Genomic DNA, 25,916 nt, shown 5'->3' on the forward strand with positions numbered 1-25,916 from the left:
ATGCAAACCGCCGCCGCTGTTGCCGACTTCCGTACTTACCCACTGATCAGTGACCTGGCCGATGTGCAGGTGCACGGCGATCACCTCAGTGTGCGATGGGCCGATGGGCGGGTCAGCCCGTTTCATCACCAGTGGCTGCGGGACAACTGCCCGTGCCCTGTTTGCGTCTACAGCGTGACCCGTGAACAGGTGCTGGAAATCGTCGATGTGGACGAACACCTCACGGCCCTCAGTGCACGTATCGACCAGGGTCTGCTGACAGTGGAATGGAGCGGCGGGCATCGCAGCCAATACGATCCCGGATGGTTGCGGGCGCACGCCTACGACGATGAGTCCCGCGCCGAACGCCGGGCTGCCAAACCGAAATCCCTGCTGTGGGACCGTACGTTCGAGCTGCCCGTATTCGACTACGCAGCGCTGATGGAAGACCCGAAAGCCCTGCTGCAATGGCTGCTGGCCCTGCGTGACAGCGGCCTCACCCAAGTGCGCGGTGTGCCCACCGAACCTGGCTCGCTGGCGCTGATCGCCAAGCGCATTTCGTTCATCCGCGAGAGCAACTTCGGCGTGCTGTTCAACGTGCAGTCCAAGGCCGATGCCGACAGCAACGCCTACACGGCATTCAACCTGCCGCTGCACAGTGATTTGCCGACGCGGGAGCTGCAACCCGGGCTGCAGTTCTTGCATTGCCTGGTGAACGACGCCGACGGGGGCGAGAGTATTTTTGTCGATGGTTTTGCGATTGCGCGGGCGCTGCGGGACGAAGATCCGGAAGCCTTTCGCGCGTTGTGCGAGATCCCGGTGGAGTTTCGCAACAAGGACCGTCACAGCGACTATCGCCGGCTGGCGCCGATCATTGCGCTGGATGCCTTGGGTGAAGTCGCCGAGATTCGCATGGCCAACTTTCTGCGCGGGCCGTTTGAGGCGCCTGCAGAGCAGATGCCGTTGCTCTATCGCGCCTATCGCCGGTTTATTGCGATGACCCGGGAGGAGCGTTTTCGACTGGTCAAACGTCTGAATCCGGGCGAGCTGTGGTGCTTTGATAATCGCCGGACCCTGCATGCGCGCAATGCGTTTGATCCGGCGTCCGGCGCGCGGCATTTCCAGGGCTGCTATATCGATCGGGATGAGTTGTTGTCGCGGATATTGGTGTTGCAGCGGTAGACCGAGGCGCCCCCTTCGCGAGCAAGCACGCTCCCACATTTGACCGAGTTCCTCCTGAAAAAACGCGGTCAAATGTGGGAGCGGGCTTGCTCGCGAAGGGGCCAGCAGCTTCACCTCAAATTTCAGCTCAAAAAAAGCCCCGATCCAGCCGTGACAGGATCGGGGCAGAGTGCTTTGTGTGAGCGGCGCATCCCGAGGGTGACCAAACCTTCAAGCTGCTTGCTTGATGCCAGTGTGCACACTCCCCTGCCTTGCGAGTTAGCCGAAAACGACCTGTTCATAGGTGTGCCGGACATTCATGCATTCAGGCCTTGCCGACTCGGTGATGGCCTACCAGAATCGACTTCAATCCCCCGCTCCCCTAACAAGGATTAACGTCATGATGCACGCGGATTTGATTGACCAGGATGACCTGCTGGGCCAGCTGCGGTCGTTGGGTTTCGAGGTGTCCAGCGGCGCTACCGCCGAGCAGGCTTGCGAGTGTGCGGTGCGCGGTTTGAGCGCGGCGCGGGCCAAGGCGCTCAAGGGTATGGTTGAGCAGATGTACACCGGCAGCGCGACGATCTTGCCGGCGGTGAGGCAGGCGATCGACAAGCAGTTGTTGCCGGCGCTGGTGCAATTTCGGCAGAACTCTGGCGCCTGAACACCTACCTTGTGGCGAGGGAGCTTGCTCCCTCGCCACAAAAGCTCTGGTGGTGTTAGAGCCTTACGCTGGCGAAAGTCGACTCATTCCTGGCCTGGCTCAACGCCGACAACGGCCCGGACAACGGTGACAACACCAGCGCCTGCGGAATCGGCATCATCGCTACCTGCTGCGTGGTGTTGGAACCCACACGCTCATCCCGCGGCGGAATGCCGAAGTATTCGCGGTAGCACTTGGAGAAGTGCGGCGTGGAGACAAACCCGCACACCGACGCCACTTCGATGATCGACATCGGCGTTTGCTTGAGCAACTGCCGCGCACGGATCAGGCGCAACTTGAGGTAGTAGCGCGACGGCGAACAGTGCAGGTATTTCTGGAACAAGCGCTCCAGCTGACGCCGGGAAACCGCGACGTACACCGCCAGTTCATCGAGGTCGATCGGCTCTTCCAGGTTGGCCTCCATCAGCGCGACGATTTCCTGCAACTTCGGCTGGTTGGTGCCAAGCATGTGCTTGAGCGGCACGCGCTGGTGATCCTGTTCGTTGCGGATGCGCTCGTACACAAACATCTCGGAGATTGCCGCCGACAATTCACGGCCGTGGTCGCGGCTGATCAGGTGCAGCATCATGTCCAGCGGCGCGGTGCCGCCGGAGCTGGTGAAGCGGTTGCGGTCGAGGGTGAACAGGCGTGTGCTCATGGCCACGCGGGGAAAGGCTTCCTGCATCGACGCCAGGCATTCCCAGTGCACGCTGCAATCAAACCCGTCCAGCAGGCCGGCGCAGGCCAGGGCCCAGCTGCCGGTGCACACCGCGCCAAGGCGACGGGATTGGCGCGCCTGGCTTTGCAGCCACGACACATGTTCACGGGTCACGGTGCGCTGGATACCCACGCCGCCACAGACGATCACGGTGTCCAGGGCCGGAGCTTTGTGCATGGAAGCATCGGGGGTGATTTGCAGACCGTCGCTGGCCCACACCTGGTTTCCGTCCACACTCAACGTCGTCCAGCGAAACAGCTCGCGGCCGGAGAGTTGGTTGGCCATGCGCAGGGGTTCGACTGCGGAGGCCAGGGAAATCAGCGTGAAATTGTCCAGCAGCAAAAAGCCGATGGATTGAGGCGCACGGTTCTGGGGTTGAGCCCCGGAGTTGAACGACGTCATCGCGGTATCTCCTCACACAAAGCGGGTGATGGCCTCAGGCGAGGCTCTTGTTATTGCACTCATCGCCTTAAGGAAACTCCTATGGCGAGAGGCTTTGTATTGATACAGCAAATGCCATGCCTAAAGTTGAATGCGTATTCAATAACTCCTGAAAACGACCTCATGACGTGTCTATATAAGCCCGCGCATGGAGTGGGGGATATGACCCAGAAAAGACGTGAGAGAACGCAGGCTCAAGGTGTGTGAGCAGATCGGTAGCACTTGTGGGAAGGGAGAGAAACGACGTGGGAAAAGTCTGTCACCACAAGCACGGGTGACCGATGGTCATGAGGGGAAATCGTTCGGGAGCTACTTATCTAATTGCGACGCGCTAAAAGGTGGCGCTTTTGGTTCTGGTGTTCACTTTATGAGCAGTGTTGCCTGGTCTACCGCATTCGCGAGCAAGCCCGCTCCCACACTTGACCGCGTTTTTTCCGTAGGAACTCGGTCGAATGTGGGAGCGGGCTTGCTCGCGAATGCAGGCGACGCGGTCTTTCCGGATCAACACTCCACCGCACTCACCGCCAACCCACCCCGCGATGTTTCCTTGTACTTGTCATGCATATCCGCCCCGGTATCGCGCATGGTGCGGATCACCCGGTCCAGCGAGATGAAGTGCTGGCCATCCCCCCGCAGCGCCATCTGCGCCGCGTTGATCGCCTTCACCGCGGCAATCGCATTACGCTCGATGCACGGCACCTGCACCAGCCCGCCTACCGGGTCGCAGGTCAGGCCGAGGTTGTGCTCCAGCCCGATCTCCGCCGCGTTGCATAACTGCTCCGGCGTCGCACCGAGGATCTCCGCCAACCCCGCCGCCGCCATGGCGCACGCCGAGCCGACTTCACCCTGGCAGCCGACTTCGGCACCCGAGATCGACGCGTTCTTCTTACACAGGATGCCCACCGCCGCCGCGCCGAGGAAATAGTCGACCACGTTGGCCTCGGTCACTTCTTCGCTGAACTTCATGAAGTAGTGCAGCACCGCCGGGATGATCCCCGCCGCGCCGTTGGTCGGTGCCGTGACCATGCGCCCGCCGGCGGCGTTTTCTTCATTCACCGCCAGGGCGAACAGGTTGACCCATTCCATCGCGCTCAAGGTCGAGCCGATCACATTCGGCTTGCCCAGCTCCTGCAAGCTGCGGTGCAACTTGGCTGCACGGCGCCTTACATTGAGGCCGCCGGGAAGGATGCCTTCGTGCTTTAGGCCTTGCTCCACGCAATCCTGCATGGCGCGCCAGAGCTTCATCAGGCCGCTGCGGATTTCTTCTTCCGAGCGCCAGGTTTTTTCGTTCGCCAACATCAGCTCAGCGACGCGCAGGTTGTGGGTCTTGCACAGCTGCAGCAGTTCCACCGCACTGGAAAAATCATAGGGCAGCTCGGTGCGGTCCATGTCCGCCACGCCGCTGTTGGCCTGGGCTTCATCCACCACGAATCCGCCGCCCACCGAGTAGTAGGTGTCGCGGTGCAGCTCGCCGTTATCATCGAACACCACCAGGGTCATGGCATTGGGGTGGAACGGCAGGTTTTCGTCGATCAGGCGCATGTCCCGCGCCCAGATGAAAGGCACCGGCAAACGTGCGTCCAGCAGCAGGGTGTTGGTCTCGCGCAGGGTTTCGATGCGGATGCCGATCTGTGACGGATCGATCGCGTCCGGCCACTCGCCCATCAGGCCCATGATCACCGCGTTGTCGCTGCCGTGACCGATGCCCGTGGCCGATAAGGAGCCATACAGCTGAACTTCGACGCGCCTGACTTGTTCCAACACATCACGTTCACGTAATCCTTGAACGAACAACGCCGCGGCGCGCATGGGGCCGACGGTGTGAGAACTCGAAGGCCCAATGCCGATCTTGAACAGGTCGAAAACGCTGATAGCCATTGCCGTGAAACTCCTCGATGAGCACAGGCCAGGCGCACATAACGCCTGGTGACGGAGCTGCTACGCTCATGTCGCAATCCGCCCAGATGCGGCCATCATCAAGCTTTTGTTGGCGCTCACGGCGTCTCACACCGACGTACCCATGCTCATCAGCGCCGCTGTTGTGGAAGGCGACGTTTTGGCCGTTTTTTGCGGTGCAGATCGGTAAAAAGTGCAGTTTTGCCGTGGAAAAAATCTGTAAGCGACGTCACCGACACTGGATACGACCATCCCTGTACTGGATACGACGCCCCCTGTAGGCGTCAGATTTTCACTGGTACATGATCAGTCTCGACTCGTTTGCACAGTTGCGTGGCAGAGCTGTGCCGCACGCCCAACCGCAACACCTATAAGCGCGGTGTTATTGCCGCCAGAAAAACACCAGGAGTCCACCCCCATGAAAGGTTCCCCGTCGTTGTTGTTGGCCGCCATGCTGAGTCTGCCAGTCGTGGCTCACGCTGCAGAACCGGCGCAATGCCAGACCGTCAACTTCTCCGATGTCGGCTGGACCGACATCACCGTCACCACGGCCACCACCAGCGAAGTCCTCAAGGGCCTCGGCTACAAACCCCGCACCACGATGATTTCAGTACCCGTGACCTACAAGTCCCTGGCCGACGGCAAGAACATGGACATCTTCCTCGGCAACTGGATGCCGACCATGGAAAACGACATCAAGCAGTACCGTGATGCCGGCACCGTGGAAACCGTGCGCGCCAACCTGGAAAACGCCAAGTACACCCTGGCCGTACCGGAAGCGCTGTACAACAAGGGCCTGAAAGACTTCGCCGACATCGTCAAATTCAAGGACGAGCTGGGCGGCAAGATCTACGGGATCGAGCCAGGCAACGACGGCAACCGGACCATCCAGACCCTCATCGACAAGGACGCTTTCGGCCTGAAAACTGCCGGTTTCAAAGTGGTCGAATCCAGCGAAGCCGGGATGCTTTCGCAGGTGGAACGCGCCACCAAGCGCGACCAGGCCATCGTGTTCCTCGGCTGGGAACCGCACCCGATGAACACCCGCTTCAAGATGAAGTACCTGACCGGGGGTGATGATTCATTCGGCCCCAACTACGGCCAGGCCACCATCTACACCAACGTCCGCAAGGGCTACACCCAGGAATGCAGCAACGTGGGCCAGTTGCTGAAAAACCTGTCGTTCACCCTGAACATGGAAAGCACCCTGATGGGTAACGTCCTGGACGACAAAATGAAGCCTGACGCCGCCGCCAAGGCGTGGCTGAAGAAGAACCCGCAAGTGCTCGACACCTGGCTCGCCGGTGTCACCACGGTCGATGGCAAACCAGGACTGGAGGCCGTCAAAGCTTACCTCGCCAAGTAAACCGCTGACCCCGGGCCGGTACGCTGGCCCGGGATGTTTTTCCTCTTCGCATGTGGACATTCACTACCATGCTGACTGAACATAAAATTCCGCTAGGCCAGTACATCGCTGCCTTCGTTGAGTGGTTGACCCAACACGGGGCCGCCTACTTCGACGCAATCGCATCGACCCTGGAAACGATGATCCACGGCGTGACGTTCGCGCTGACCTGGTTCAATCCACTGGCATTGATCGGTCTGATTGCGCTGCTCGCTCACTTCATTCAACGCAAATGGGGCCTGACCGTTTTTGTCATCGCCTCCTTCCTGCTGATCCTCAACCTGGGGTACTGGCAGGAAACCATGGAGACCCTGGCGCAAGTGCTGTTCGCCACCCTGGTCTGCGTGGTGATCGGCGTGCCGCTGGGCATTGTTGCCGCGCACAAACCGATGTTCTACACCCTGATGCGGCCGGTGCTCGATCTGATGCAGACCGTACCGACCTTCGTCTACCTCATCCCTACCCTGACCCTCTTCGGGCTGGGTGTGGTGCCCGGGCTGATTTCCACGGTGGTGTTTGCGATTGCCGCGCCTATCCGTCTGACTTACCTGGGTATCCGTGATGTGCCGCAAGAGTTGATGGACGCTGGCAAGGCCTTTGGCTGCTCGCGCCGTCAGTTGCTCTCGCGGATCGAACTGCCCCACGCCATGCCGAGCATCGCCGCCGGCATTACCCAATGCATCATGCTGTCGTTGTCGATGGTGGTGATCGCGGCCCTGGTGGGCGCCGACGGCCTCGGCAAACCGGTGGTCAACGCGCTGAACACCGCCGACATCGCCCTGGGCTTTGAAGCCGGCCTGGCGATCGTACTGCTGGCCATCATGCTCGACCGCATCTGCAAACAACCCGACGCCAAAGTAGGGGGTGATGCATGAGCATTATCCGATTCGAAAATGTCGACGTGATCTTCTCCAAAGACCCACGCGAGGCGCTCAAGCTGCTGGACCAGGGCATGACGCGCAACGAGATCCTGAAAAAGACCGGGCAGATTGTCGGCGTTGAAAACGCCAGCCTGGATGTCGAGAAAGGCGAGATCTGCGTGCTGATGGGCCTGTCCGGCTCGGGCAAGTCGAGCTTGTTGCGCTGCATCAATGGCTTGAACACCGTCAGCCGCGGCAAGCTGTTTGTGGAGCATGAAGGTCGCCAGATCGACATCGCATCCTGCACCCCCGCCGAGCTGAAAATGATGCGCACCCAGCGCATCGCCATGGTGTTCCAGAAGTTCGCCCTGATGCCCTGGCTGACGGTGCGCGAGAACATCAGCTTCGGCCTGGAGATGCAGGGCCGCCCGGAAAAAGAACGACGCAAGCTGGTGGATGACAAGCTGGAACTGGTGGGCCTGTCGCAGTGGCGCAACAAGAAGCCCGACGAGCTTTCCGGTGGCATGCAGCAGCGTGTCGGCCTGGCCCGCGCATTGGCGATGGACGCCGATATCCTGTTGATGGACGAACCCTTCTCGGCACTCGACCCGCTGATCCGCCAGGGCTTGCAGGATGAGTTGCTGGAGCTGCAACGCAAGCTGAGCAAGACCATCGTATTTGTGAGCCACGACCTGGATGAGGCGCTGAAACTCGGCAGCCGCATCGCGATCATGAAAGACGGGCGGATCATCCAGTACAGCGTGCCGGAAGAGATCGTGCTGAACCCGGCGGATGACTATGTGCGGACCTTCGTGGCCCACACCAACCCGCTGAATGTGCTGTGTGGCCGCAGCCTGATGCGCACGGTGGATAACTGCACCCACGTCAACGGCTCCATCAGCCTGGACCCGGGCGGTGACTCGTGGCTGGACCTGGCCGAAGGCAACACCATCAAGGGCGCGCGGCAGAACGGTTCGGTGCTGAACTTGCAGAACTGGGCACCGGGGCAATCGGTGGAGGGCCTGGGCCGGATGCCGACGCTGGTGGATTCCAATATCGGAATGCGCGATGCGTTGCAGATTCGGTACCAGACAGGCAACAAGCTGGTGCTGCAGGACGACAACAAGGTGGTGGGGATTCTGGGTGACAGCGAGCTCTATCACGCCCTTTTGGGCAAGAACCTGGGCTAACAGACACCGCAAAATAAATGTGGGAGCGGGCTTGCTCGCGAATGCGGTGTATCAGTGTCAGATGTACTGACTGACACTGCGCATTCGCGAGCAAGCCCGCTCCCACATTTTGCTCAGGTGGTGTCAGTTTTGATCGTTCCCACGCTCTGCGTGGGAATGCCGCAATGGACGCTCTGCGTCCGCTCTTGAAATCGTGACGCGGAGCGTCACAGGATGCGTTCCCACGCGCAGCGTGGGAACGATCATCATCACCAACCTTTAGCTATAGACACGGCCAAGGAGCTGCCGATGGCTTTCAAACTGATCGAGCACGTCCCGGGTGATCTGCTCCTGGGTGAAGCCCATCAGGTCGTATTCCTGAGGCCCGTTGTGCAGGTAAACCTCGGCGCGGTAGTAGCGCGTGCGTTCTTCCTCGGGCAAGTCGTTCGGTGCCGACGAATAAGCATCCAGGCTGACCTCGTAGACAAACGGATTGCCCTCTTGCATCTCGATGCGCACACCAATGCAGCGCTTGGATTTGCCGAGCAGGGTCTGCACTTCCAGCCCCTGGTCACGCAACGCAGTCGCCGCTTCTTCCAGCGCCGGCGTGACGTGCTTGTCCATAAAGCGTTGCACGGTACCCTGGCTAGGTTGCAGGTCCAGGGCAGTCAAACGCTCGCTGAAACCACGCCGACCACGCTCGGCCAACTGCGCCTGCTCCAACTCGATCGCCACGTCCTGGCGCATCGCCTTGTGCAGGCCGAACATGAAGAACACCAGCACCACCGAGAACGGCAAGCCCGCCAGCACCACCATGGTTTGCATGGCTTCGAAGTTACCGGCGAACAGCAGGCCGATGGTCACCAGGGTGATCACCGCCGACCAGAAAATCCGCAGCCAGTGCGGCGCATCTTCGTCAACGTTGCCGCCCTTGCAGGACAGGTTCGCCATCATCACCGCGCCGGAATCCGCCGGGGTCAGGAACAGTACGAAGCCCACGAAGATCGACACACCGATGACGATTTTCGACGCCGGGTAATGCTCAAGCAGTTGGTAGATCGCCATGGACGGCTGTTCCAGCGCCGTCTTGCCCAACTCCACCGCGCCATGGTTCACCACCAGGTCCAGGGCCGAGTTGCCGAAGATCGACAGCCACGCCAGGGTGAAGCCCAGCGGGATCAGCAGCACGCCGGCCACCAGTTCACGCACCGTGCGACCACGGGAAATACGCGCGATGAACATGCCCACGAATGGCGCCCAGGAAATCCACCAGGCCCAGTAGAACAGGGTCCACAGGCCCATCCAGCGTTCGGTCTTGTCGGCGTCGCCTTCGTACACGTACAGGTCGAAGGTCTTCAGCACGATGCCGTTCATGTAGTCACCGATGTTCTGCACGAAGCCGTTGAGCAGGTGCAGGGTCGGGCCGAACAGCAGCACGAAAATCAGCAGGCCGCTGAACAGCACGATGTTCAGGTTGGACAGGCGGCGAATGCCGTTCTCCACACCCGACACGGCAGCGATGGTCGCCACGGTGCTCATCACGATGATCACGATCAGCAGGTTGGTGTTGCTGTGCTGCATGCCGAACAGGTTTTCCAGCCCGGACGACACTTGCATCGAGCCAATCCCCAGGTTCGTCACCAGGCCCAGCAGGGTCACGAACATGCCGAAGCCGTCCACCGCGTGACCGGCCGCGCCTTTGACCCAACGCTCGCCCACCAGCGGGTACAGCGCCGAGCGCAGGGCCAGCGGCTGGTTATGACGGTAGGCAAAGTACGCCACGGCCAGGCCGACCAGTGCGTAGATCGCCCAGCCGTGCAGGCCCCAGTGCAGGAACGTCAACTGCAACGCCTGGCGTGCAGCTTCGCCGGTGGCCGACGCGCCTTCAGGCGGGTTGAAGTAGTGGTCCAGCGGCTCGGAGGCGCCGAAGTACAGCAGCGAGATGCCGATGCCCGACGAGAAGAGCATGCCGGCCCAGGCGCCGTAGCTGAAGTCCGGGGTGTCGTCCTTGCTGCCCAGTTTCAATTTGCCATAGGACGAAAACGCCAGGCCCACCACAAACACCAGGTAGGCGGCGATCACGACCATGTAGTACCAGCCAAAGCTTTTCGACAACCAGGCTTGGGCCACACCGAGCATCCTGCCGGCTTCCTGCGGGGCGACGATCAGAATCGCGGTCAACAACAGAATCAGCGCGGTGGAGGTGTAGAACACCCAACCGTTGACCCGCACCTTTTCTGGCGGGGTCTTTATAAGAGAGGCAGAACTCATGGCACAGATGCTCCGGGCAGTGCAGAGAAACACAAGGCAACGCTTGACCCGAGCCATCGATTTTTCGGCAGTCGACGGACGGGTGTATAAAGACACCCCGAAAAACCATAAACCCCCGGCGAACCGCTGTGCCGGGCTGTTTCATGGGTTTTCCCGATGTCAGGTGGCGCCACATGCACGTAGGAAATACCTGTAGGCAGCGACCATTTGTCGCAGATCTTATTCTTTGTTGATTGAACGTTCAATCAAAACAAAATAGACTGGCCCTCAAGCCGACGGACGTTTATCGCCCGTTGGCAGGCCTAAGGAGAGGTGCACGATGCCCAAGGTCGGTATGCAACCCATACGCCGCCAGCAGTTGATCGAAGCCACATTGACGGCCGTCGATCAGGTCGGAATGGGGGATGCCAGCATTGCGCTGATCGCCCGTCTGGCCGGTGTCTCGAATGGCATCATCAGTCACTATTTTCAGGACAAGAATGGCCTGATCGCCGCCACGATGCGGTACCTGATGAACGTGCTGATCGAGAACGTCACCGAGCGCCGGTTGGCGCTGAAAGATGACAGCCCGCGGGCCCATCTTCAGGTGATCATCGAAGGCAACTTCGACGCCAGCCAAGTCAACGGCCCGGCTATGAAAACCTGGCTGGCCTTCTGGGCCACCAGCATGCACCACCCGTCATTGCACAGGCTGCAGCGGATCAACGATCACCGTCTGTATTCCAACCTGTGTTGCCAGTTCCGCCGAGCGTTGCCGTTGCCCGAGGCACGCAGCGCAGCCCGAGGCCTGGCGGCCCTGATCGACGGTTTGTGGTTGCGCGGCGCCCTGTCGGGAGACGCTTTCGACACGGAGCAGGCGCAACGGATCGCTTACGAATACATGGATTTCCAATTGGCCAAGCAGGTGAGTTAGAGCACACATAAACGCTCAACTCCCGAACCGCGCCAACCACTAATGCACTTGCGAGGACTTTATGGCCCGTTTCGAACTGCAAAAACTCTACATTGACGGCGGCTACTCCGACGCTGGCAGCGATGCCACTTTCGAAGCCATCAACCCGGCTAACGGTGAAGTTCTCGCCAACGTGCAACGCGCCACCAAAGAAGACGTCGAGCGCGCTGTGGTCAGCGCCGAAAAGGGCCAGAAAATCTGGGCCGCCATGACTGCCATGGAGCGTTCGCGCATCCTGCGTCGCGCCGTCGATATCCTGCGTGAGCGCAACGACGAACTGGCCGCCCTGGAAACCCTGGACACCGGCAAGCCGTATTCCGAAACCCAATACGTCGACATCGTCACCGGCGCTGACGTGCTGGAATACTACGCAGGCCTGGTGCCCGCCATCGAAGGCGAGCAGATCCCGCTGCGTGACACCTCGTTCGTCTACACCCGTCGCGAGCCGCTGGGCGTCGTGGCCGGTATCGGCGCATGGAACTACCCGATCCAGATCGCCCTGTGGAAATCCGCACCCGCCCTGGCGGCCGGTAACGCGATGATCTTCAAGCCAAGCGAAGTCACCTCGCTGACCACCCTGAAACTGGCTGAAATCTACACCGCCGCCGGCGTTCCGGATGGCGTGTTCAACGTCCTGACCGGCAGCGGCCGTGAAGTCGGCACCTGGCTGACCGAACACCCGCGCATCGAGAAAGTCTCCTTCACCGGCGGCACCGACACCGGCAAGAAAGTCATGGCCAGCGCTTCGAGCTCTTCGCTCAAGGAAGTCACCATGGAACTGGGCGGCAAATCCCCGCTGATCATTTTCGACGACGCCGACCTCGACCGCGCCGCCGACATCGCGATGATGGCCAACTTCTACAGCTCGGGCCAGGTCTGCACCAACGGCACCCGCGTGTTCGTTCCGACCGCCCTCAAAGGCGCGTTCGAAGCCAAGATCGCCGAGCGCGTTGCCCGCATCCGCATCGGCAACCCGGAAGATGAAAACACCAACTTCGGCCCGCTGGTCAGCTTCGCCCACATGGAAAGCGTGCTCGGCTACATCGCCAAAGGTAAAGAAGAAGGCGCCCGCGTGCTGTGCGGCGGCGACCGTCTGACCGACGGTGAATTCGCCAAGGGTGCCTACGTGGCCCCGACCGTGTTCACTGACTGCACCGACGAAATGACCATCGTCCGTGAAGAAATCTTCGGCCCGGTGATGAGCATCCTCACCTACGACACCGAAGAAGAAGTGATCCGCCGCGCCAACGACACCGACTTCGGCCTGGCCGCTGGCCTGGTGACCAAGGACCTGAACCGCGCCCACCGCGTGATTCATCAGCTGGAAGCCGGTATCTGCTGGATCAACGCCTGGGGCGAGTCCGACGCGAAGATGCCGGTGGGCGGCTACAAGCAGTCGGGCGTGGGCCGTGAAAACGGGATCAGCTCGCTGAACAACTTCACTCGCATCAAATCGGTACAGGTTGAGCTGGGCGACTACGCCTCGGTGTTCTAAAACCTGATTGAGCCTGGCATGGCCCATGTGGCGAGGGAGCTTGCTCCCGTCGGGCTGCGAAGCAGCCCCATGCCAGGTACCGCAGTTCTTTCAGACAGAACTCGAGCGCTGACTTTGCGACTGCTGCGCAGTCGAACGGGAGCAAGCTCCCTCGCCACAAAAGCAGCCTGAACCAACTTTCACGAGGGTGCATTTAATGTCCCAAGAATACGACTACATCATTGTGGGTGCCGGCTCCGCCGGTAACACCCTGGCGACCCGTCTGACCGAAGACGAAGGCGTCACCGTCCTGCTGCTGGAAGCCGGCGGCCCGGACTACCGTTTCGATTTCCGTACCCAGATGCCAGCCGCCCTGGCGTTCCCGCTGCAAGGCCGCCGCTACAACTGGGCCTACGAAACCGATCCAGAACCACACATGGACGGCCGCCGGATGGAATGCGGTCGCGGCAAGGGCCTCGGCGGTTCCTCGTTGATCAACGGCATGTGCTACATCCGCGGCAACGCGATGGACTACGACAACTGGTCGAAACTGCCGGGCCTGGAAGACTGGACCTACCTGGACTGCCTGCCGTATTTCCGTAAAGCCGAAACCCGCGACATCGGCCCGAACGACTACCACGGTGGCGACGGCCCGGTCAGCGTGACCACGCCAAAGGCCGGCAACAACCCGCTGTTCCACGCGATGGTTGAAGCCGGCGTACAGGCCGGTTACCCACGTACCGAAGACTTGAACGGCTACCAGCAGGAAGGCTTCGGCCCGATGGACCGTACCGTGACGCCAAACGGTCGTCGCGCCAGCACCGCTCGCGGTTACCTGGACACGGCCAAGAAGCGCTCGACGCTGACCATCGTCACCCACGCCCTGACCGACAAAGTCCTGTTCGAAGGCAAGCGCGCCGTTGGCGTTCGCTACCTGATCGGTGCCGCTGAAGAACGCGTTGAAGCCCGTGCCCGCAAGGAAGTCCTGGTGTGCAGCGGCGCAATCGCTTCGCCGCAACTGCTGCAACGCTCCGGCGTCGGCCCGGCGAAGCTGCTGGAAAGCCTCGACATCCCGGTGGTCCACGACCTGCCAGGCGTCGGCGAAAACCTGCAGGATCACCTTGAGCTGTACCTGCAATACGCCTGCACCCAACCGGTCTCGCTGTACCCGTCGCTGCTCTGGTACAACCAGCCGGCCATTGGTGCCGAGTGGCTGTTCAACGGCACCGGCATCGGCGCCAGCAACCAGTTCGAAGCGGGCGGTTTCATCCGTACCCGTGAAGAATTCGATTGGCCGAACATCCAGTATCACTTCCTGCCGGTAGCGATTAACTACAACGGCAGCAACGGTGTGAAAGAGCACGGTTTCCAGGCGCACATGGGTTCCATGCGTTCGCCGAGCCGTGGCCGCGTGCAGCTGAAGTCGAAGAACCCACGGGAATACCCGAGCATCCTCTTCAACTACATGTCTACCGAACAGGACTGGCAGGAATTCCGCGACGGCATCCGCCTGACCCGTGAAATCATGCAACAGCCGGCACTCGACCAATACCGTGGCCGCGAAATCAGCCCGGGCATCGACGTACAGACCGACGAGCAACTGGACAAGTTTATCCGTGAGCACGCCGAGACCGCGTTCCACCCGTCCTGCTCGTGCAAGATGGGCACCGACGAGATGGCCGTGGTTGACGCCGAAGGCCGTGTGCATGGCATGCAGGGTCTGCGCGTAGTTGACGCGTCGATCATGCCGATCATCACCACCGGCAACCTGAACGCACCGACGATCATGATCGCCGAGAAAATCGCCGACAAGATCCGTGGCCGCAAGCCACTGCCGCGCAGCACTGCGGATTACTACGTGGCAGGCGATGCGCCGGTGCGTGGCAAGCCGATGCGTGAAGTGGGTCCTACAGCGCAGTAACTGATGGACCGAGGTGCTCCCTTCGCGAGCAAGCCCGCTCCCACATTTTTGACCGTGTGAACCCGATCAAATGTGGGAGGGGGCTTGCTCCCGAAGAGGCCCGATCTGACACCGCAAGACCTCCCGCCCGCCTACACTTTCCTTGATCAGCTCCCAGCCCAGGCCTACTCTGTTTGCCTGCCCGCGCCGAGCCGCCCACAAGGAAGGCCCCATGTTCGAACACCACGCCACACTCAAAAAGCAGTTCAGTGCCCTGCGCACTACCGCCGAATTCTTTTCCCTGCGCTACGTCCGCGAGTCCGGCCAGTACCTGTCGGTACGCAAGAACGTCGCCGAGCCGCCACACCTCAGCCAGGACGAAGGCGCGATGCTCACCGTGCGCCTCAATGGCGTCGAAGCCTACGCCGCCACCCACGACATTTCCCTGCCCGGCCTGCAAGCCGCCCTTGAGCGCGCCGAACAGCAAGCCCGGCTCATCAAGCCCCACGCCCTGCTCGACCTGCGCGACCAGCCAGTGTCCAGCGACATTGCCGACTACCTGTCGCCGAGCCTCGACCAGCCCTTCCCGTCCCTGAGCGACTGCTACCAACTGCTCGGCGCCGAATCGGCCGCCGTGCCCAAGGACGAGCGCCTGGTGAACTGGGAAGTCAGCCTGGGCACCACCCACGTCGAACAGATCTACCTCAACAGCGCCGGCGCCGAACTGCGCCAGGCCCAGCGGTTTGTGTTCCCGGGTGTCAACGTCACGGCCTACGACGGCAACGACAGCCAGACCCGCACCCTGGGCGGCAGCAACTTCGGCCAGCAAGGCGGCTTTGATGTGATCAGCCGCTTCGGCCTGGTGGGCGCCGCGCCGCAGATTGCCGACCAGGCGCTGCAACTGCTGCTGGCACCGAACACACCCCAGGGCCCGCGCGACCTGCTGCTGATGCCCGACCAGATGATCCTGCAGATCCACGAATCCATCGGCCACCCGCTGGAACTCGACCGCATCCTGGGCGACGAGCGCAATTACGCCGGCACCAGCTTCGTCAAGGCCAGCGATTTCGGTCACCTGCAATACGGCTCCAACCTGCTGAACGTGACCTTCGATCCGGACATTCCCGAGCAGCTCGCCAGCTATGGGCATGACGACGACGGCACGAAGGCCAGCAAACAATTTCTGATCCGCGAAGGCTTGCTGCTCAAGCCGTTGGGCGGTGCGTTGTCGCAATACCGCGCCGGCATGCAAGGCGTGGCCAACAGCCGCGCCTGCAGCTGGAACCGCGCGCCGATCGACCGCATGGCCAACCTGAATATCGAGGCCGGCGACCAGAACATGGCGCAGCTGATTGGCGGCATCGAGAACGGCATCCTGATGTCCACCAACCGTTCGTGGTCGATTGACGATGCACGCAACAAATTCCAGTTTGGCTGCGAGTGGGGCCAGTTGATTGAAAACGGCGAACTCAAAGGCGTGGTAAAGAACCCCAACTACCGGGCGATTTCCGCGCAGTTCTGGCGCAACCTCAGCGCCGTCGGCGACGCCAGCACCTTCAAGGTGCTGGGCACGCCGAACTGCGGCAAGGGCGAACCCAACCAGGTGATCCGCGTCGGCCATGCCTCACCGGCCTGTGTGTTCAGCAACGTGGACGTGTTCGGGGGAGACGCCTGATGAATAATTTCAAAGCCCTGGTGGATTGGCTCAAGCAGGCCATCACCGAGACAGAACAATTCCACCTCGGCTACGCCGACGAGTCCTCCGAGTTTGTGCGTTTCAACCACGGCAAAGTGCGCCAGGCCGGCCAGGTGCAACAGGCCAGCCTGAACCTGAAGCTGATCAACGACGGGCGCCACGCCGACCTCGGAATCACCCTGGCGGGCGAGCCTGAACTGGATCGCCAGCGCCTGGCCGACGGCCTGCAACAACTGCGCGAGACCTTGCCGTTGTTGCCGCAGGATCCGTACCTGCTGCTCAACCACAACGCCTGGCAAAACAAGGACCAGCAGGACCGACCGCTGCCGGACCTGGCCCAGGTGCTGGAAGCAGTCAACCTGGCCGCTGAAGGTGTGGACATGGTCGGCTTCTACGCCGCCGGCCCTATCAGCCGTGGGTTCGCCAGCTCATCAGGCGCCTTCGGCTGGCACCAGGCCAACAGTTTCAACTTCGACTTCAGCCTGTTCCACGCCAACGGTGAAGCGGTGAAAGCCAGCTACGCCGGCAACGATTGGGACAGCGTGGCCTTCGCCCAGCGTTTCAAGCAGGCCCGTGAGCAACTGGAATACCTTGGTCGCCCGTTGCACCCGCTGGCACCGGGGCAATACCGCGCCTACCTTGCCCCGGCGGCCATGGAAGAAATCATCAGCATGCTCACCTGGGGCGGGTTTTCCGCCCAGGCCATCGCCAGCAAAGGCAGCCCGTTGCAACGGTTGTATGGCGGTGATCAGTCCTTGAGCCCGCTGGTGACCCTGGACGAACAGGTCAGCGGCTCCCTGAGTTCGGCGTTTTCCCGTGACGGCTATCCGCGCAGTGATGTGAAGCTGATCAATGCCGGCAAGGCTGAAGGCCAATTGGTGAACTCCCGCAGTGCTGCCGAATACGGCTTGAGCACCAATGGCGCCAGCGGCGATGAATCTCCCAGCGCCCTGCAGATGGCCGCCGGCGACCTGGCCCAGGCCGATATCCTCAAGCAACTGGGCACTGGTTTGTATATCAGCAACCTGTGGTACCTGAACTACTCCGACCAGCCCGCCGCGCGCCTGACCGGCATGACCCGCTTCGCCACGTTCTGGGTCGAAGACGGCGAGATCAAGGCGCCGGTCAGCACCATGCGTTTTGATGACAGCGTGTACAGCCTGCTGGGCTCGCAACTGGAAGCGCTGACCGCTGATCGGGAATTGCTGCTGTCGGCGAGTACGTATAGCCAGCGCAATACGTCATCCAATCTATTACCGGGGGCATTGGTAAAGCGCCTGACCCTCACTTTATAAACAACGCAAAACCCATGTGGGAGCTGGCTTGCCTGCGATAGCGGTGTATCAGTGCCAGATCTGCTAATGACATTGCGCTATCGCAGGCAAGCCAGCTCCCACATTTAATTGCATTCCACATCCAGATTCGTTTCAGCCTCAAAACCCCACTCCAGACACCTGGCCGTCCGGCCAGTTGTCGCTCGCGAAAAACCTCGTTATAAAGGTTGGTGGCACCTAGCCACGTCCGCGCGGTAAAAAAACTCAAACAACACCCCGCCGTCCTCAACCCACTTGCACGCAAGTGATGCACGACCTTGCCCGGGATAGGGCAAGCTGGAGCGTTGACATGAACCATGGAAGTTTTGTCATTGAAAAGCTGTTCAAGCACTACAACGTTCACGTAGAGCAGCTTGGTAACAACCCAGAGAAGAAAACCGTGCTGTTGGTCAACGGCGCGCTGTCCACCACCCGCTCGTTTGCACGCACCAGCAAGTGCCTGTCCGAGCACTTCAATGTGCTGATGTTCGACCTGCCGTTCTCCGGCTATTCACGCCCGCACAACACCGACCTCGACCTTGTGACCAAGGACGATGAAGTGCAGATCCTGCGCGCTCTGGTGGAACGCTTTGAGGTCAACCACCTGGTGTCTGCCTCATGGGGCGGGATTTCCACGCTGCTGACCCTCGCCCATAACCCGCCGTCGATTGAAAGCTCGGTGGTGATGGCACTGGCGCCCAACCTCAACCAGGCCATGCTCGAATACGTAGAGCGGGTGCGCGTGCTGATCGAGGCCGATGACAAATCCGCCGTCGGCCATCTGCTGAATGAAACCGTGGGCAAATACCTGTCGCCCCGGCTCAAGCGCAACAATCACCGGCACCTGTCGACCATGGCCACCACCGAGTATCGCCAGGCACGCTTCCATATCCATCAGGTGCTGGCGCTGGGTGACGGCAACTACCTGCCGCAACTGACCCGGATCGAAACCCCGGTGCACTTCCTCAACGGCGTGCTGGACGAGTACACCCCGGCAGACGAAGCCCAACTGTTCAAGAAATACGTAGGCCGCAGCAGCTTCGCCACCGCCGAACACACTGGCCATTTGCTTGATCTGGAATCCCGCGAGGCGGCCCTGGCCGTGCACCGCGCGCTGATTGATTTCCTGGTGGGCAAACACGTGGCGTTGTCAGATATAGACGAAGCGCCAGTGGGAAAAGGAGCTGCCGATGGCGCATAATCGCCGACACATAGGCTGCTAACAAAAAGGTAACTCATGCCGAATCGCGCCCCTCTCGATGCCAAGACCGCCCGCTGGCTACCCTGGGTGGTAGCGATTGCCTTCTTCATGCAGTCGCTGGATGGGACGATTCTCAACACCGCGTTGCCGGCCATGGCCCGAGACCTGGCGGAGAACCCGCTGCGCATGCAAGGCGTGGTGATCGCCTACATGCTGACCGTGGCGTTGCTGATCCCAGCCTCCGGTTGGGTCGCCGACCGCTTCGGCACCAAGAAGATCTTCTTCGGCGCGATCATGCTGTTCAGCATTGGCTCGTTGCTCTGCGCGCTCTCCAGCACGCTGACCATGCTGGTGGGCGCCCGGGTGATCCAGGGCCTGGGCGGTGCGTTGATGTTGCCGGTGGGCAGGCTGGTGGTGCTGCGCGCCTACCCGCGCTCGGAGCTGGTGCGGATCATGGGTTTCATCACCATTCCCGGGCTGCTCGGCCCACTGCTCGGCCCGACCATGGGCGGCTGGATGGTGCAATACCTGACCTGGCACTGGATCTTCCTGATCAACCTGCCGGTGGGCATCATCGGCTGCTACGCCGTCTGGAAATTCATCCCCGACCTGCGCGGCAGCGAACGTACGCGGTTCGACGGCGTGGGTTTCCTGCTGTTCGGCGCGGCGATGGTGCTGATCACTATCGCCATGGAAGGCCTCGGCGAATTGCACCTGCCGCACCTGCGGGTGATGTTGCTGCTGTTCGGCGGCCTCGCGTGCCTGGCGGCGTACTGGCTGCGCGCCGGGCATATCGACAACCCGCTGTTCTCGCCGGTGCTGTTCAAGACCCGGACCTTTGCGGTGGGCATCCTCGGCAACCTGTTCGCTCGCCTGGGCAGCGGCGCATTGCCGTTCCTGGTGCCGCTGTTGTTGCAGGTGGCGCTCGGTTACTCACCGTCCGAAGCCGGGATGAGCATGCTGCCCCTGGCGGCGGCGGCGATGTTTGCCAAGTCCATCGCCCGGCCACTGATCGAGCGCCTGGGCTACCGCGTGGTGCTGACCGGCAACACCCTGGCGCTGGGCATCATGCTCGCGAGCATGGGCCTGGTCAGCGAACACACGCCCTACCCGCTGCTGCTGAGCATGCTGGCGATCCTCGGGGCGATCAACTCGCTGCAATTCACCGCGATGAACACCGTGACCCTGATCGACCTCGACGACGCCCAGGCCAGCAGCGGCAACAGTTTGCTGTCGGTGGTGGCGCAGTTGTCCCTGAGCCTTGGGGTGGCCTGCGCCGGTGCGCTGCTGGGTGGTTTTACCGCCGAAGTGGGCAACGACGGGGTCGACACGGTGCTTGGGGCGTTCCAGTTGACCTTCGTCACCGTGGGCATCATGGCGATGCTGGCGGCGGCGATCTTCCTGCAATTGTCACCAAAAGACGGCAAACGCGTGGTCAGCCGTGAGCACGACATTGAGCATTAACAGGCTTCTCGTCTAGAACTTGCAGGGAAAATCCCACGAGGCTGGTACACTGCGCGACATTTTGTTTTGCAGAGCCAGTCCCGTGACTACCATCGCCACCGCTTTTAATACTTTGCCCCTGTCCGCCGCCATGCTGGCTAACCTCGACTCGCTGGGTTATGTCGAGATGACGCAGATCCAGGCGCAAAGCTTGCCGGTGATCCTCAAAGGGCTGGACCTGATTGCCCAGGCCAAGACCGGCAGCGGCAAGACCGCAGCCTTCGGCATCGGCCTGTTGAACCCGATCAACCCGCGCTACTTCGGCTGCCAGGCACTGGTCATGTGCCCGACTCGCGAGCTGGCTGACCAGGTGGCCAAGGAAATCCGTCGCCTGGCCCGCGCCGAAGACAACATCAAGGTGCTGACCCTGTGCGGCGGCGTGTCCCTCGGCCCGCAGATCGCCTCCCTGGAGCACGGCGCCCACGTCATCGTCGGCACCCCGGGCCGCATCCAGCAGCACCTGCGCAAGGGTTCGCTGGTTTTGGACGGCTTGAACACGCTGATCCTCGATGAAGCCGACCGCATGCTCGACATGGGCTTCTACGACGCCATCGAAGACATCATCAGCAAGACCCCGGCCCGCCGCCAGACCCTGCTGTTCTCGGCCACCTACCCGGTGAGCATCAAGCAGCTGGCCTCGAAATTCATGCGCGCGCCGCAGCAGGTCAAGGCCGAAGCGTTCCACTCGGACGACCAGATCGAGCAACGCTTCTACGAGATCTCCCCGGAAGAGCGCATGGACGCAGTGACCAAGGTCCTGGCGCATTTCCGCCCAGCTTCTTGCGTAGCCTTCTGCTTTACCAAGCAGCAAGTGCAGGAAACCGTGGATCACCTGACCGCCAAGGGCATCTCCGCCGTTGGCCTGCATGGCGACCTGGAACAGCGCGACCGTGACCAGGTACTGGCGATGTTCGCCAACCGCAGTACTTCGGTACTGGTCGCCACTGACGTTGCCGCCCGTGGCCTGGACATTGATGCACTGGACATGGTGATCAACGTCGAACTGGCCCGCGACTCGGAAATCCACATCCACCGCGTGGGCCGTACCGGTCGCGCGGGTGAGACTGGCATCGCTATCAGCCTGGTTGCCCCGTCTGAAGCCCACCGCGCCCAGGCCATCGAGCAGTTGCAGAAGTCGCCGCTGAACTGGGACCAGTTGGACAACCTCAAGCCGCAAAGCGGCGGCCCGTTGCTGCCGGTGATGAGCACCCTGTGCATTGCCGCCGGCCGTAAAGACAAGGTTCGCCCGGGCGACATCCTCGGCGCACTGACCGGTGAAGCCGGGATTCCGGGGGCCCAGGTCGGCAAGATCGCGATCTTTGATTTCCAGGCGTTCGTGGCCGTTGAACGCGGGATCGCCAAGCAGGCGCTGCAGCGTTTGAATGACGGCAAGATCAAAGGCCGTTCGTTGCGCGTGCGTATCCTGTAAAAAAACCGCGTTCCTGTTGAAGGAACCGAATCAATGTGGGAGCCGGGCTTGCCCGCGATGCAGGCGACTCGGTCTGACAGATTGACCGAGTTGATGCCATCGCAGGCAAGCCAGCTCCCACATTTGATTGCATTTCAGATCAATATTTTTGTGAGGACATGGCTGTGCGCTCGACCGAAGTTGTGATCATTGGCGCCGGCGCCGCAGGCTTGATGTGTGCGCTGACCGCCGCCGGGCGTGGGCGCAAGGTAATGTTGATCGACCACGCGAACAAGGCCGGCAAAAAGATCCTGATGTCCGGCGGTGGCCGCTGCAACTTCACCAATATGTACACGGAGCCTGCCAACTTCCTCTCCCACAACGCGCACTTCTGCAAGTCCGCCCTGGCCCGCTACACCCAGTGGGATTTCATCGGGCTGGTGGCCAAGCACGGCGTGCCGTACCACGAGAAAAAACTCGGCCAGCTGTTCTGCGACAACAAGTCCAGCGACATCCTCGGGATGCTGCTGGATGAGTGCATCCAGGTCGGCGTGAGCATGCACCTGGACACCTCGGTGCAGGAGATTGCCAAGGTCGATGGCGGCTATCAGTTGCAAACCACCCTGGGTGAGTTGCGCTGCGAATCACTGGTGATCGCCACCGGCGGGCTGTCGATCCCGACCCTGGGGGCCACCGGCTTTGGTTATCAAGTGGCCAAGCAGTTCGGCCATGAACTGCTGCCAACCCGCGCCGGGCTGGTGCCGTTCACCATCACCGACCAGCTCAAGGAATTGTGCGCCGAGCTGTCCGGTACATCCGTGGATTGCCTGGTGAGCTGCAACGACCAAAGCTTTCGCGAGAACATCCTGTTTACCCACCGTGGCCTGAGCGGGCCGGCGATCCTGCAGATTTCCTCCTACTGGGAACCCGGCGACACCGTGGAAATCAACCTGCTGCCCGACCACGACGCCCACACCTGGCTGCAAGCGCAACAGGTGGAGCGCCCGAACAGCGAGCTGAAAACCCTGCTGGGTGAGATCTTCACCAAGAAGATGGCCAACCTGCTGGCCGAAACCTGGTTCGTTTCCAAGCCGATGAAGCAGTACACCCACGCCGAGATTGCCGACATCGCCGGCAAACTGGGGAGCTGGCAACTGGTGCCGGCGGGTACTGAAGGCTATCGCACCGCCGAGGTCACCCTGGGTGGCGTGGACACCCGGGAAGTCTCGTCCAAGACCATGGAATCCCTGAAAAGCCCCGGTTTGTACTTCATCGGAGAAGTGCTGGATGTGACCGGTCACCTGGGCGGGTTCAATTTCCAGTGGGCGTGGGCCTCCGGTTATGCCGCTGCCCAATTTGCCTGACGGAACGCGGTAAAAAAATGTGGGAGCGGGCTTGCTCGCGAAGGCGGAGTGTCAGCTAATACATCAGTGACTGATACACCGCCTTCGCGAGCAAGCCCGCTCCCACATTTGGTTCGTGGTGTGCTTGGAAGTAATGACTGGAATAAATTTTGCTCTCAGATGTGATCGCCACGCTTGCCGTGGCGTCATTACTGGCTCAATTTAGCGGCATCGTCCCGGAAGACCCCAGACTTCATGTCATCGACCTCCTTCAAGCAGTCCATGCGGCGCCTTTGGGCACTGGATAAGTTCAGTTACAGCGTACGGGTATTCATCGCCCTGACCGGCAGCATGGCGCTGTGCTGGTACCAGAATGAAATGGCGCTGCTGATCCCGCTGTTCCTGGGGATTATCGCCAGCGCCCTGGCCGAGACCGATGACAACTGGCAAGGCCGGCTCAACGCCCTGGCCGTGACACTGGTGTGCTTCAGCACTGCGGCACTGTCCGTCGAACTGCTTTTCCCTTATCCCTGGATCTTCGCGATCTTCCTGGCTCTATCCAGCTTCGGCCTGACCATGCTCGGTGCCCTCGGCGAGCGTTATGGGGCGATCGCTTCGGCCACCCTGATTCTCTCGGTCTACACCATGATCGGCGTGGACCAGCGCGGTGGCGCCGTCACCGACTTCTGGCATGAACCCTTGCTGCTGGTGGCCGGCGCCGCGTGGTATGGCGCGCTGTCGGTGTTGTGGCAGGTGCTGTTTTCCAACCAGCCGGTGCAGCAGAGCCTGGCGCGACTGTTTCGGGAGCTGGGGCGTTACCTCAAGCTCAAGTCGTCGCTGTTCGAACCGATCCGCCAACTGGATGTGGAAGCGCGGCGCCTGGAACTGGCGCAGCAGAACGGCCGGGTGGTGGCAGCACTGAACGCCGCCAAAGAGATCATCCTGCACCGGGTCGGCAATGGTCGCCCGGGCTCCAAGGTCAGCCGCTACCTCAAGCTGTACTTCCTGGCCCAGGACATCCACGAGCGCGCCAGCTCCTCGCACTACCCTTACAACGCCCTCGCCGAAGCCTTCTTCCACAGCGACGTGCTGTTCCGCTGCCAGCGCCTGCTGCGCCAGCAAGGCAAAGCCTGCCAGACCCTCGCCGAATCGATCCAGATGCGCCAGCCTTTCGTCTATGACGACAGCTTTGCCGAAGCCCTGGGCGACCTGAATGCCTCCCTGGAACACCTGCGCATCCAGAGCAACCCGGCCTGGCGCGGCCTGCTGCGCTCCCTGCGCGCCCTGGCCGCCAACCTGTCGACCCTGGACCGCCTGCTGGGCGACGCCGCCAACCCCGACAGCCTGGCCGATGCCACCGACAGCAGCCTGCTGGACCGTGCACCGCGCAACCTCAAGGAAATGTGGACACGCCTGCGCACGCAGTTGACGCCGACTTCGTTGCTGTTCCGCCATGCCCTGCGCCTGCCCCTGGCGCTGAGTATCGGCTACTGGATGGTGCACTTGATTCACCCGTCCCAAGGCTATTGGATCATCCTCACCACGCTGTTCGTGTGCCAGCCAAACTACGGCGCCACCCGACGCAAGCTGGGTCAGCGGATCATCGGCACGGCCATCGGCCTGACCATCGCCTGGGCGCTGTTCGACCTGTTCCCCAACCCGCTGATCCAGTCGATGTTCGCCATTGCCGCCGGCCTGGTGTTCTTTATCAACCGCACCACGCGCTACACCCTGGCGACCGCTGCGATCACGCTGATGGTGCTGTTCTGCTTCAACCAGGTGGGCGACGGCTACGGGCTGTTCCTGCCACGGCTGTTCGATACCTTGCTCGGCAGCCTGATCGCCGGGCTGGCGGTGTTCCTGTTCCTGCCGGACTGGCAGGGCCGGCGCCTGAACAAGGTGCTGGCCAATACCCTGACCTGCAACAGCATCTACCTGCGCCAGATCATGCAGCAGTACGCCGCGGGCAAAAGCGACGACCTGGCTTACCGCCTCGCCCGGCGCAATGCCCACAACGCCGACGCCGCGCTGTCCACCACCCTGGCGAACATGCTGATGGAGCCGGGGCATTTCCGTAAGGAAGCGGACGTGGGGTTCAGGTTCCTGGTGCTGTCCCACACGCTGCTCAGCTACCTGTCGGGGCTGGGCGCCCACCGGGAAACCCAACTGCCGGCGGAAGTGCGCGAGCACTTGATCGAAGGCGCCGGGAAGACGCTGGCGGCGAGCATCGACGAGATCGCCACCGGGCTGGCGAACAAGCAGCCAATTGCGATTCAGAGTGATGCCGAGGAAGCCTTGGCAGTGGACCTGGAGCAGATGCCGGATGAAATTGACGAAGGGCAGCGGCTGGTGCAGACGCAATTGGCGCTGATCTGCCGGCAACTGGGGCCGTTGCGCACGTTGGCGGCTCACCTGATCAAAGATACCAGCGAAGCCTGAACCCTCTTCGCGAGCAAGCCCGCTCCCACATTCGGCCGAGTTCCACCTTTGGAATGCGGTCGAATGTGGGAGCGAGCTTGCTCG

The 25,916-nt window shown here is 61.4% G+C and carries 18 protein-coding genes; 15 read left to right on the forward strand and 3 right to left on the reverse strand.

The annotated features are described in order from the left end of the window. On the forward strand, positions 1-1,161 hold the full coding sequence (locus tag HX839_RS05195) for a gamma-butyrobetaine dioxygenase (protein WP_008430627.1): 1,161 nt from the start codon (positions 1-3) through the stop codon (positions 1,159-1,161). 379 nt (positions 1,162-1,540) lie between these two features. Then, positions 1,541-1,804, forward strand: coding sequence for a hypothetical protein (locus HX839_RS05200; protein ID WP_003216918.1), 264 nt, complete (start codon positions 1,541-1,543; stop codon positions 1,802-1,804). A gap of 55 nt (positions 1,805-1,859) precedes the next feature. Here HX839_RS05200 and HX839_RS05205 read toward each other — a convergent pair whose 3' ends face one another. Both HX839_RS05205 and HX839_RS05210 read right to left on the reverse strand, forming a co-directional pair. Further along, on the reverse strand, positions 1,860-2,963 hold the full coding sequence (locus tag HX839_RS05205) for a GlxA family transcriptional regulator (protein WP_177066822.1): 1,104 nt from the start codon (positions 2,961-2,963) through the stop codon (positions 1,860-1,862). 540 nt (positions 2,964-3,503) lie between these two features. Beyond that, the gene (locus tag HX839_RS05210; protein ID WP_177066823.1) at positions 3,504-4,880 is read right to left on the reverse strand and encodes an L-serine ammonia-lyase; all 1,377 of its coding nucleotides are present in this window, start codon (positions 4,878-4,880) and stop codon (positions 3,504-3,506) included. A 436-nt stretch (positions 4,881-5,316) separates the two neighbouring features. Here HX839_RS05210 and HX839_RS05215 point away from each other — a divergent pair, with 436 nt between their 5' ends. The 3 genes from HX839_RS05215 (at position 5,317) to choV (ending at position 8,353) form a co-directional block, all read left to right on the forward strand. Further along, positions 5,317-6,264 carry a choline ABC transporter substrate-binding protein gene (locus HX839_RS05215; protein WP_003216912.1) on the forward strand — a complete coding sequence of 316 codons (948 nt, stop codon included), beginning with the start codon at positions 5,317-5,319 and terminating at the stop codon, positions 6,262-6,264. A gap of 68 nt (positions 6,265-6,332) precedes the next feature. Beyond that, the gene (gene choW / locus HX839_RS05220; protein ID WP_003216909.1) at positions 6,333-7,178 is read left to right on the forward strand and encodes a choline ABC transporter permease subunit; all 846 of its coding nucleotides are present in this window, start codon (positions 6,333-6,335) and stop codon (positions 7,176-7,178) included. Then, on the forward strand, positions 7,175-8,353 hold the full coding sequence (gene choV / locus HX839_RS05225; protein ID WP_177027999.1) for a choline ABC transporter ATP-binding protein: 1,179 nt from the start codon (positions 7,175-7,177) through the stop codon (positions 8,351-8,353). Before choW ends, choV begins: the two co-directional genes overlap by 4 nt. 258 nt (positions 8,354-8,611) lie before the next feature. Here the strand turns inward: choV and HX839_RS05230 are convergent, their stop codons facing one another. Then, positions 8,612-10,546 carry a BCCT family transporter gene (locus HX839_RS05230; protein ID WP_371315626.1) on the reverse strand — a complete coding sequence of 645 codons (1,935 nt, stop codon included), beginning with the start codon at positions 10,544-10,546 and terminating at the stop codon, positions 8,612-8,614. Between the two features lie 376 nt (positions 10,547-10,922). Between HX839_RS05230 and betI the strand changes: the two genes are divergently transcribed. The 10 genes from betI (at position 10,923) to yccS (ending at position 25,832) form a co-directional block, all read left to right on the forward strand. After that, the gene (gene betI / locus HX839_RS05235; RefSeq protein WP_003216902.1) at positions 10,923-11,516 is read left to right on the forward strand and encodes a transcriptional regulator BetI; all 594 of its coding nucleotides are present in this window, start codon (positions 10,923-10,925) and stop codon (positions 11,514-11,516) included. Between the two features lie 61 nt (positions 11,517-11,577). After that, positions 11,578-13,050 (forward strand): betaine-aldehyde dehydrogenase, encoded by a 1,473-nt coding sequence (gene betB / locus HX839_RS05240; protein WP_003216900.1) that lies wholly within the window; start codon positions 11,578-11,580, stop codon positions 13,048-13,050. A gap of 196 nt (positions 13,051-13,246) precedes the next feature. Beyond that, positions 13,247-14,950, forward strand: a complete 1,704-nt coding sequence (gene betA, locus HX839_RS05245; protein ID WP_003216899.1) for a choline dehydrogenase — start codon at positions 13,247-13,249, stop codon at positions 14,948-14,950. 211 nt (positions 14,951-15,161) lie between these two features. After that, positions 15,162-16,604 carry a TldD/PmbA family protein gene (locus HX839_RS05250; RefSeq protein ID WP_177066825.1) on the forward strand — a complete coding sequence of 481 codons (1,443 nt, stop codon included), beginning with the start codon at positions 15,162-15,164 and terminating at the stop codon, positions 16,602-16,604. Beyond that, positions 16,604-17,920, forward strand: coding sequence for a TldD/PmbA family protein (locus HX839_RS05255; protein ID WP_177066826.1), 1,317 nt, complete (start codon positions 16,604-16,606; stop codon positions 17,918-17,920). The genes HX839_RS05250 and HX839_RS05255 overlap by 1 nt, the downstream gene beginning before the upstream one ends. Before the next feature lie 328 nt (positions 17,921-18,248). Next, positions 18,249-19,139: an alpha/beta fold hydrolase gene (locus HX839_RS05260; RefSeq protein ID WP_177020220.1), complete on the forward strand. Its 891-nt coding sequence runs from the start codon at positions 18,249-18,251 to the stop codon at positions 19,137-19,139. Positions 19,140-19,175: 36 nt separating this feature from the next. After that, positions 19,176-20,603 carry a multidrug transporter subunit MdtD gene (mdtD, locus tag HX839_RS05265; RefSeq protein ID WP_003216894.1) on the forward strand — a complete coding sequence of 476 codons (1,428 nt, stop codon included), beginning with the start codon at positions 19,176-19,178 and terminating at the stop codon, positions 20,601-20,603. A gap of 130 nt (positions 20,604-20,733) precedes the next feature. Beyond that, the gene (gene dbpA, locus HX839_RS05270) at positions 20,734-22,071 is read left to right on the forward strand and encodes an ATP-dependent RNA helicase DbpA (RefSeq protein WP_236260841.1); all 1,338 of its coding nucleotides are present in this window, start codon (positions 20,734-20,736) and stop codon (positions 22,069-22,071) included. A gap of 164 nt (positions 22,072-22,235) precedes the next feature. Then, positions 22,236-23,414 (forward strand): NAD(P)/FAD-dependent oxidoreductase, encoded by a 1,179-nt coding sequence (locus HX839_RS05275; protein ID WP_177066827.1) that lies wholly within the window; start codon positions 22,236-22,238, stop codon positions 23,412-23,414. Positions 23,415-23,648: 234 nt separating this feature from the next. After that, positions 23,649-25,832 (forward strand): YccS family putative transporter, encoded by a 2,184-nt coding sequence (gene yccS, locus HX839_RS05280; RefSeq protein WP_003216889.1) that lies wholly within the window; start codon positions 23,649-23,651, stop codon positions 25,830-25,832. Positions 25,833-25,916 lie beyond the last annotated feature (84 nt).

This window comes from Pseudomonas sp. I8001, from assembly GCF_013385345.1.
In the GTDB taxonomy this organism is placed as follows: Bacteria; Pseudomonadota; Gammaproteobacteria; order Pseudomonadales; family Pseudomonadaceae; genus Aquipseudomonas.

What these genes read in the sequence shown, in the direction of transcription:
- HX839_RS05195 (WP_008430627.1), top strand. Translation starts at nt 1, where the DNA reads ATGCAAACCGCCGCCGCTGTTGCCGACTTCCGTACTTACCCACTGATC.
- HX839_RS05200 (WP_003216918.1), top strand. Translation starts at nt 1,541, where the DNA reads ATGATGCACGCGGATTTGATTGACCAGGATGACCTGCTGGGCCAGCTG.
- HX839_RS05205 (WP_177066822.1), bottom strand. Translation starts at nt 2,963, where the DNA reads ATGACGTCGTTCAACTCCGGGGCTCAACCCCAGAACCGTGCGCCTCAA.
- HX839_RS05210 (WP_177066823.1), bottom strand. Translation starts at nt 4,880, where the DNA reads ATGGCTATCAGCGTTTTCGACCTGTTCAAGATCGGCATTGGGCCTTCG.
- HX839_RS05215 (WP_003216912.1), top strand. Translation starts at nt 5,317, where the DNA reads ATGAAAGGTTCCCCGTCGTTGTTGTTGGCCGCCATGCTGAGTCTGCCA.
- choW (WP_003216909.1), top strand. Translation starts at nt 6,333, where the DNA reads ATGCTGACTGAACATAAAATTCCGCTAGGCCAGTACATCGCTGCCTTC.
- choV (WP_177027999.1), top strand. Translation starts at nt 7,175, where the DNA reads ATGAGCATTATCCGATTCGAAAATGTCGACGTGATCTTCTCCAAAGAC.
- betI (WP_003216902.1), top strand. Translation starts at nt 10,923, where the DNA reads ATGCCCAAGGTCGGTATGCAACCCATACGCCGCCAGCAGTTGATCGAA.
- betB (WP_003216900.1), top strand. Translation starts at nt 11,578, where the DNA reads ATGGCCCGTTTCGAACTGCAAAAACTCTACATTGACGGCGGCTACTCC.
- betA (WP_003216899.1), top strand. Translation starts at nt 13,247, where the DNA reads ATGTCCCAAGAATACGACTACATCATTGTGGGTGCCGGCTCCGCCGGT.
- HX839_RS05250 (WP_177066825.1), top strand. Translation starts at nt 15,162, where the DNA reads ATGTTCGAACACCACGCCACACTCAAAAAGCAGTTCAGTGCCCTGCGC.
- HX839_RS05255 (WP_177066826.1), top strand. Translation starts at nt 16,604, where the DNA reads ATGAATAATTTCAAAGCCCTGGTGGATTGGCTCAAGCAGGCCATCACC.
- HX839_RS05260 (WP_177020220.1), top strand. Translation starts at nt 18,249, where the DNA reads ATGAACCATGGAAGTTTTGTCATTGAAAAGCTGTTCAAGCACTACAAC.
- mdtD (WP_003216894.1), top strand. Translation starts at nt 19,176, where the DNA reads ATGCCGAATCGCGCCCCTCTCGATGCCAAGACCGCCCGCTGGCTACCC.
- dbpA (WP_236260841.1), top strand. Translation starts at nt 20,734, where the DNA reads ATGCTGGCTAACCTCGACTCGCTGGGTTATGTCGAGATGACGCAGATC.
- yccS (WP_003216889.1), top strand. Translation starts at nt 23,649, where the DNA reads ATGTCATCGACCTCCTTCAAGCAGTCCATGCGGCGCCTTTGGGCACTG.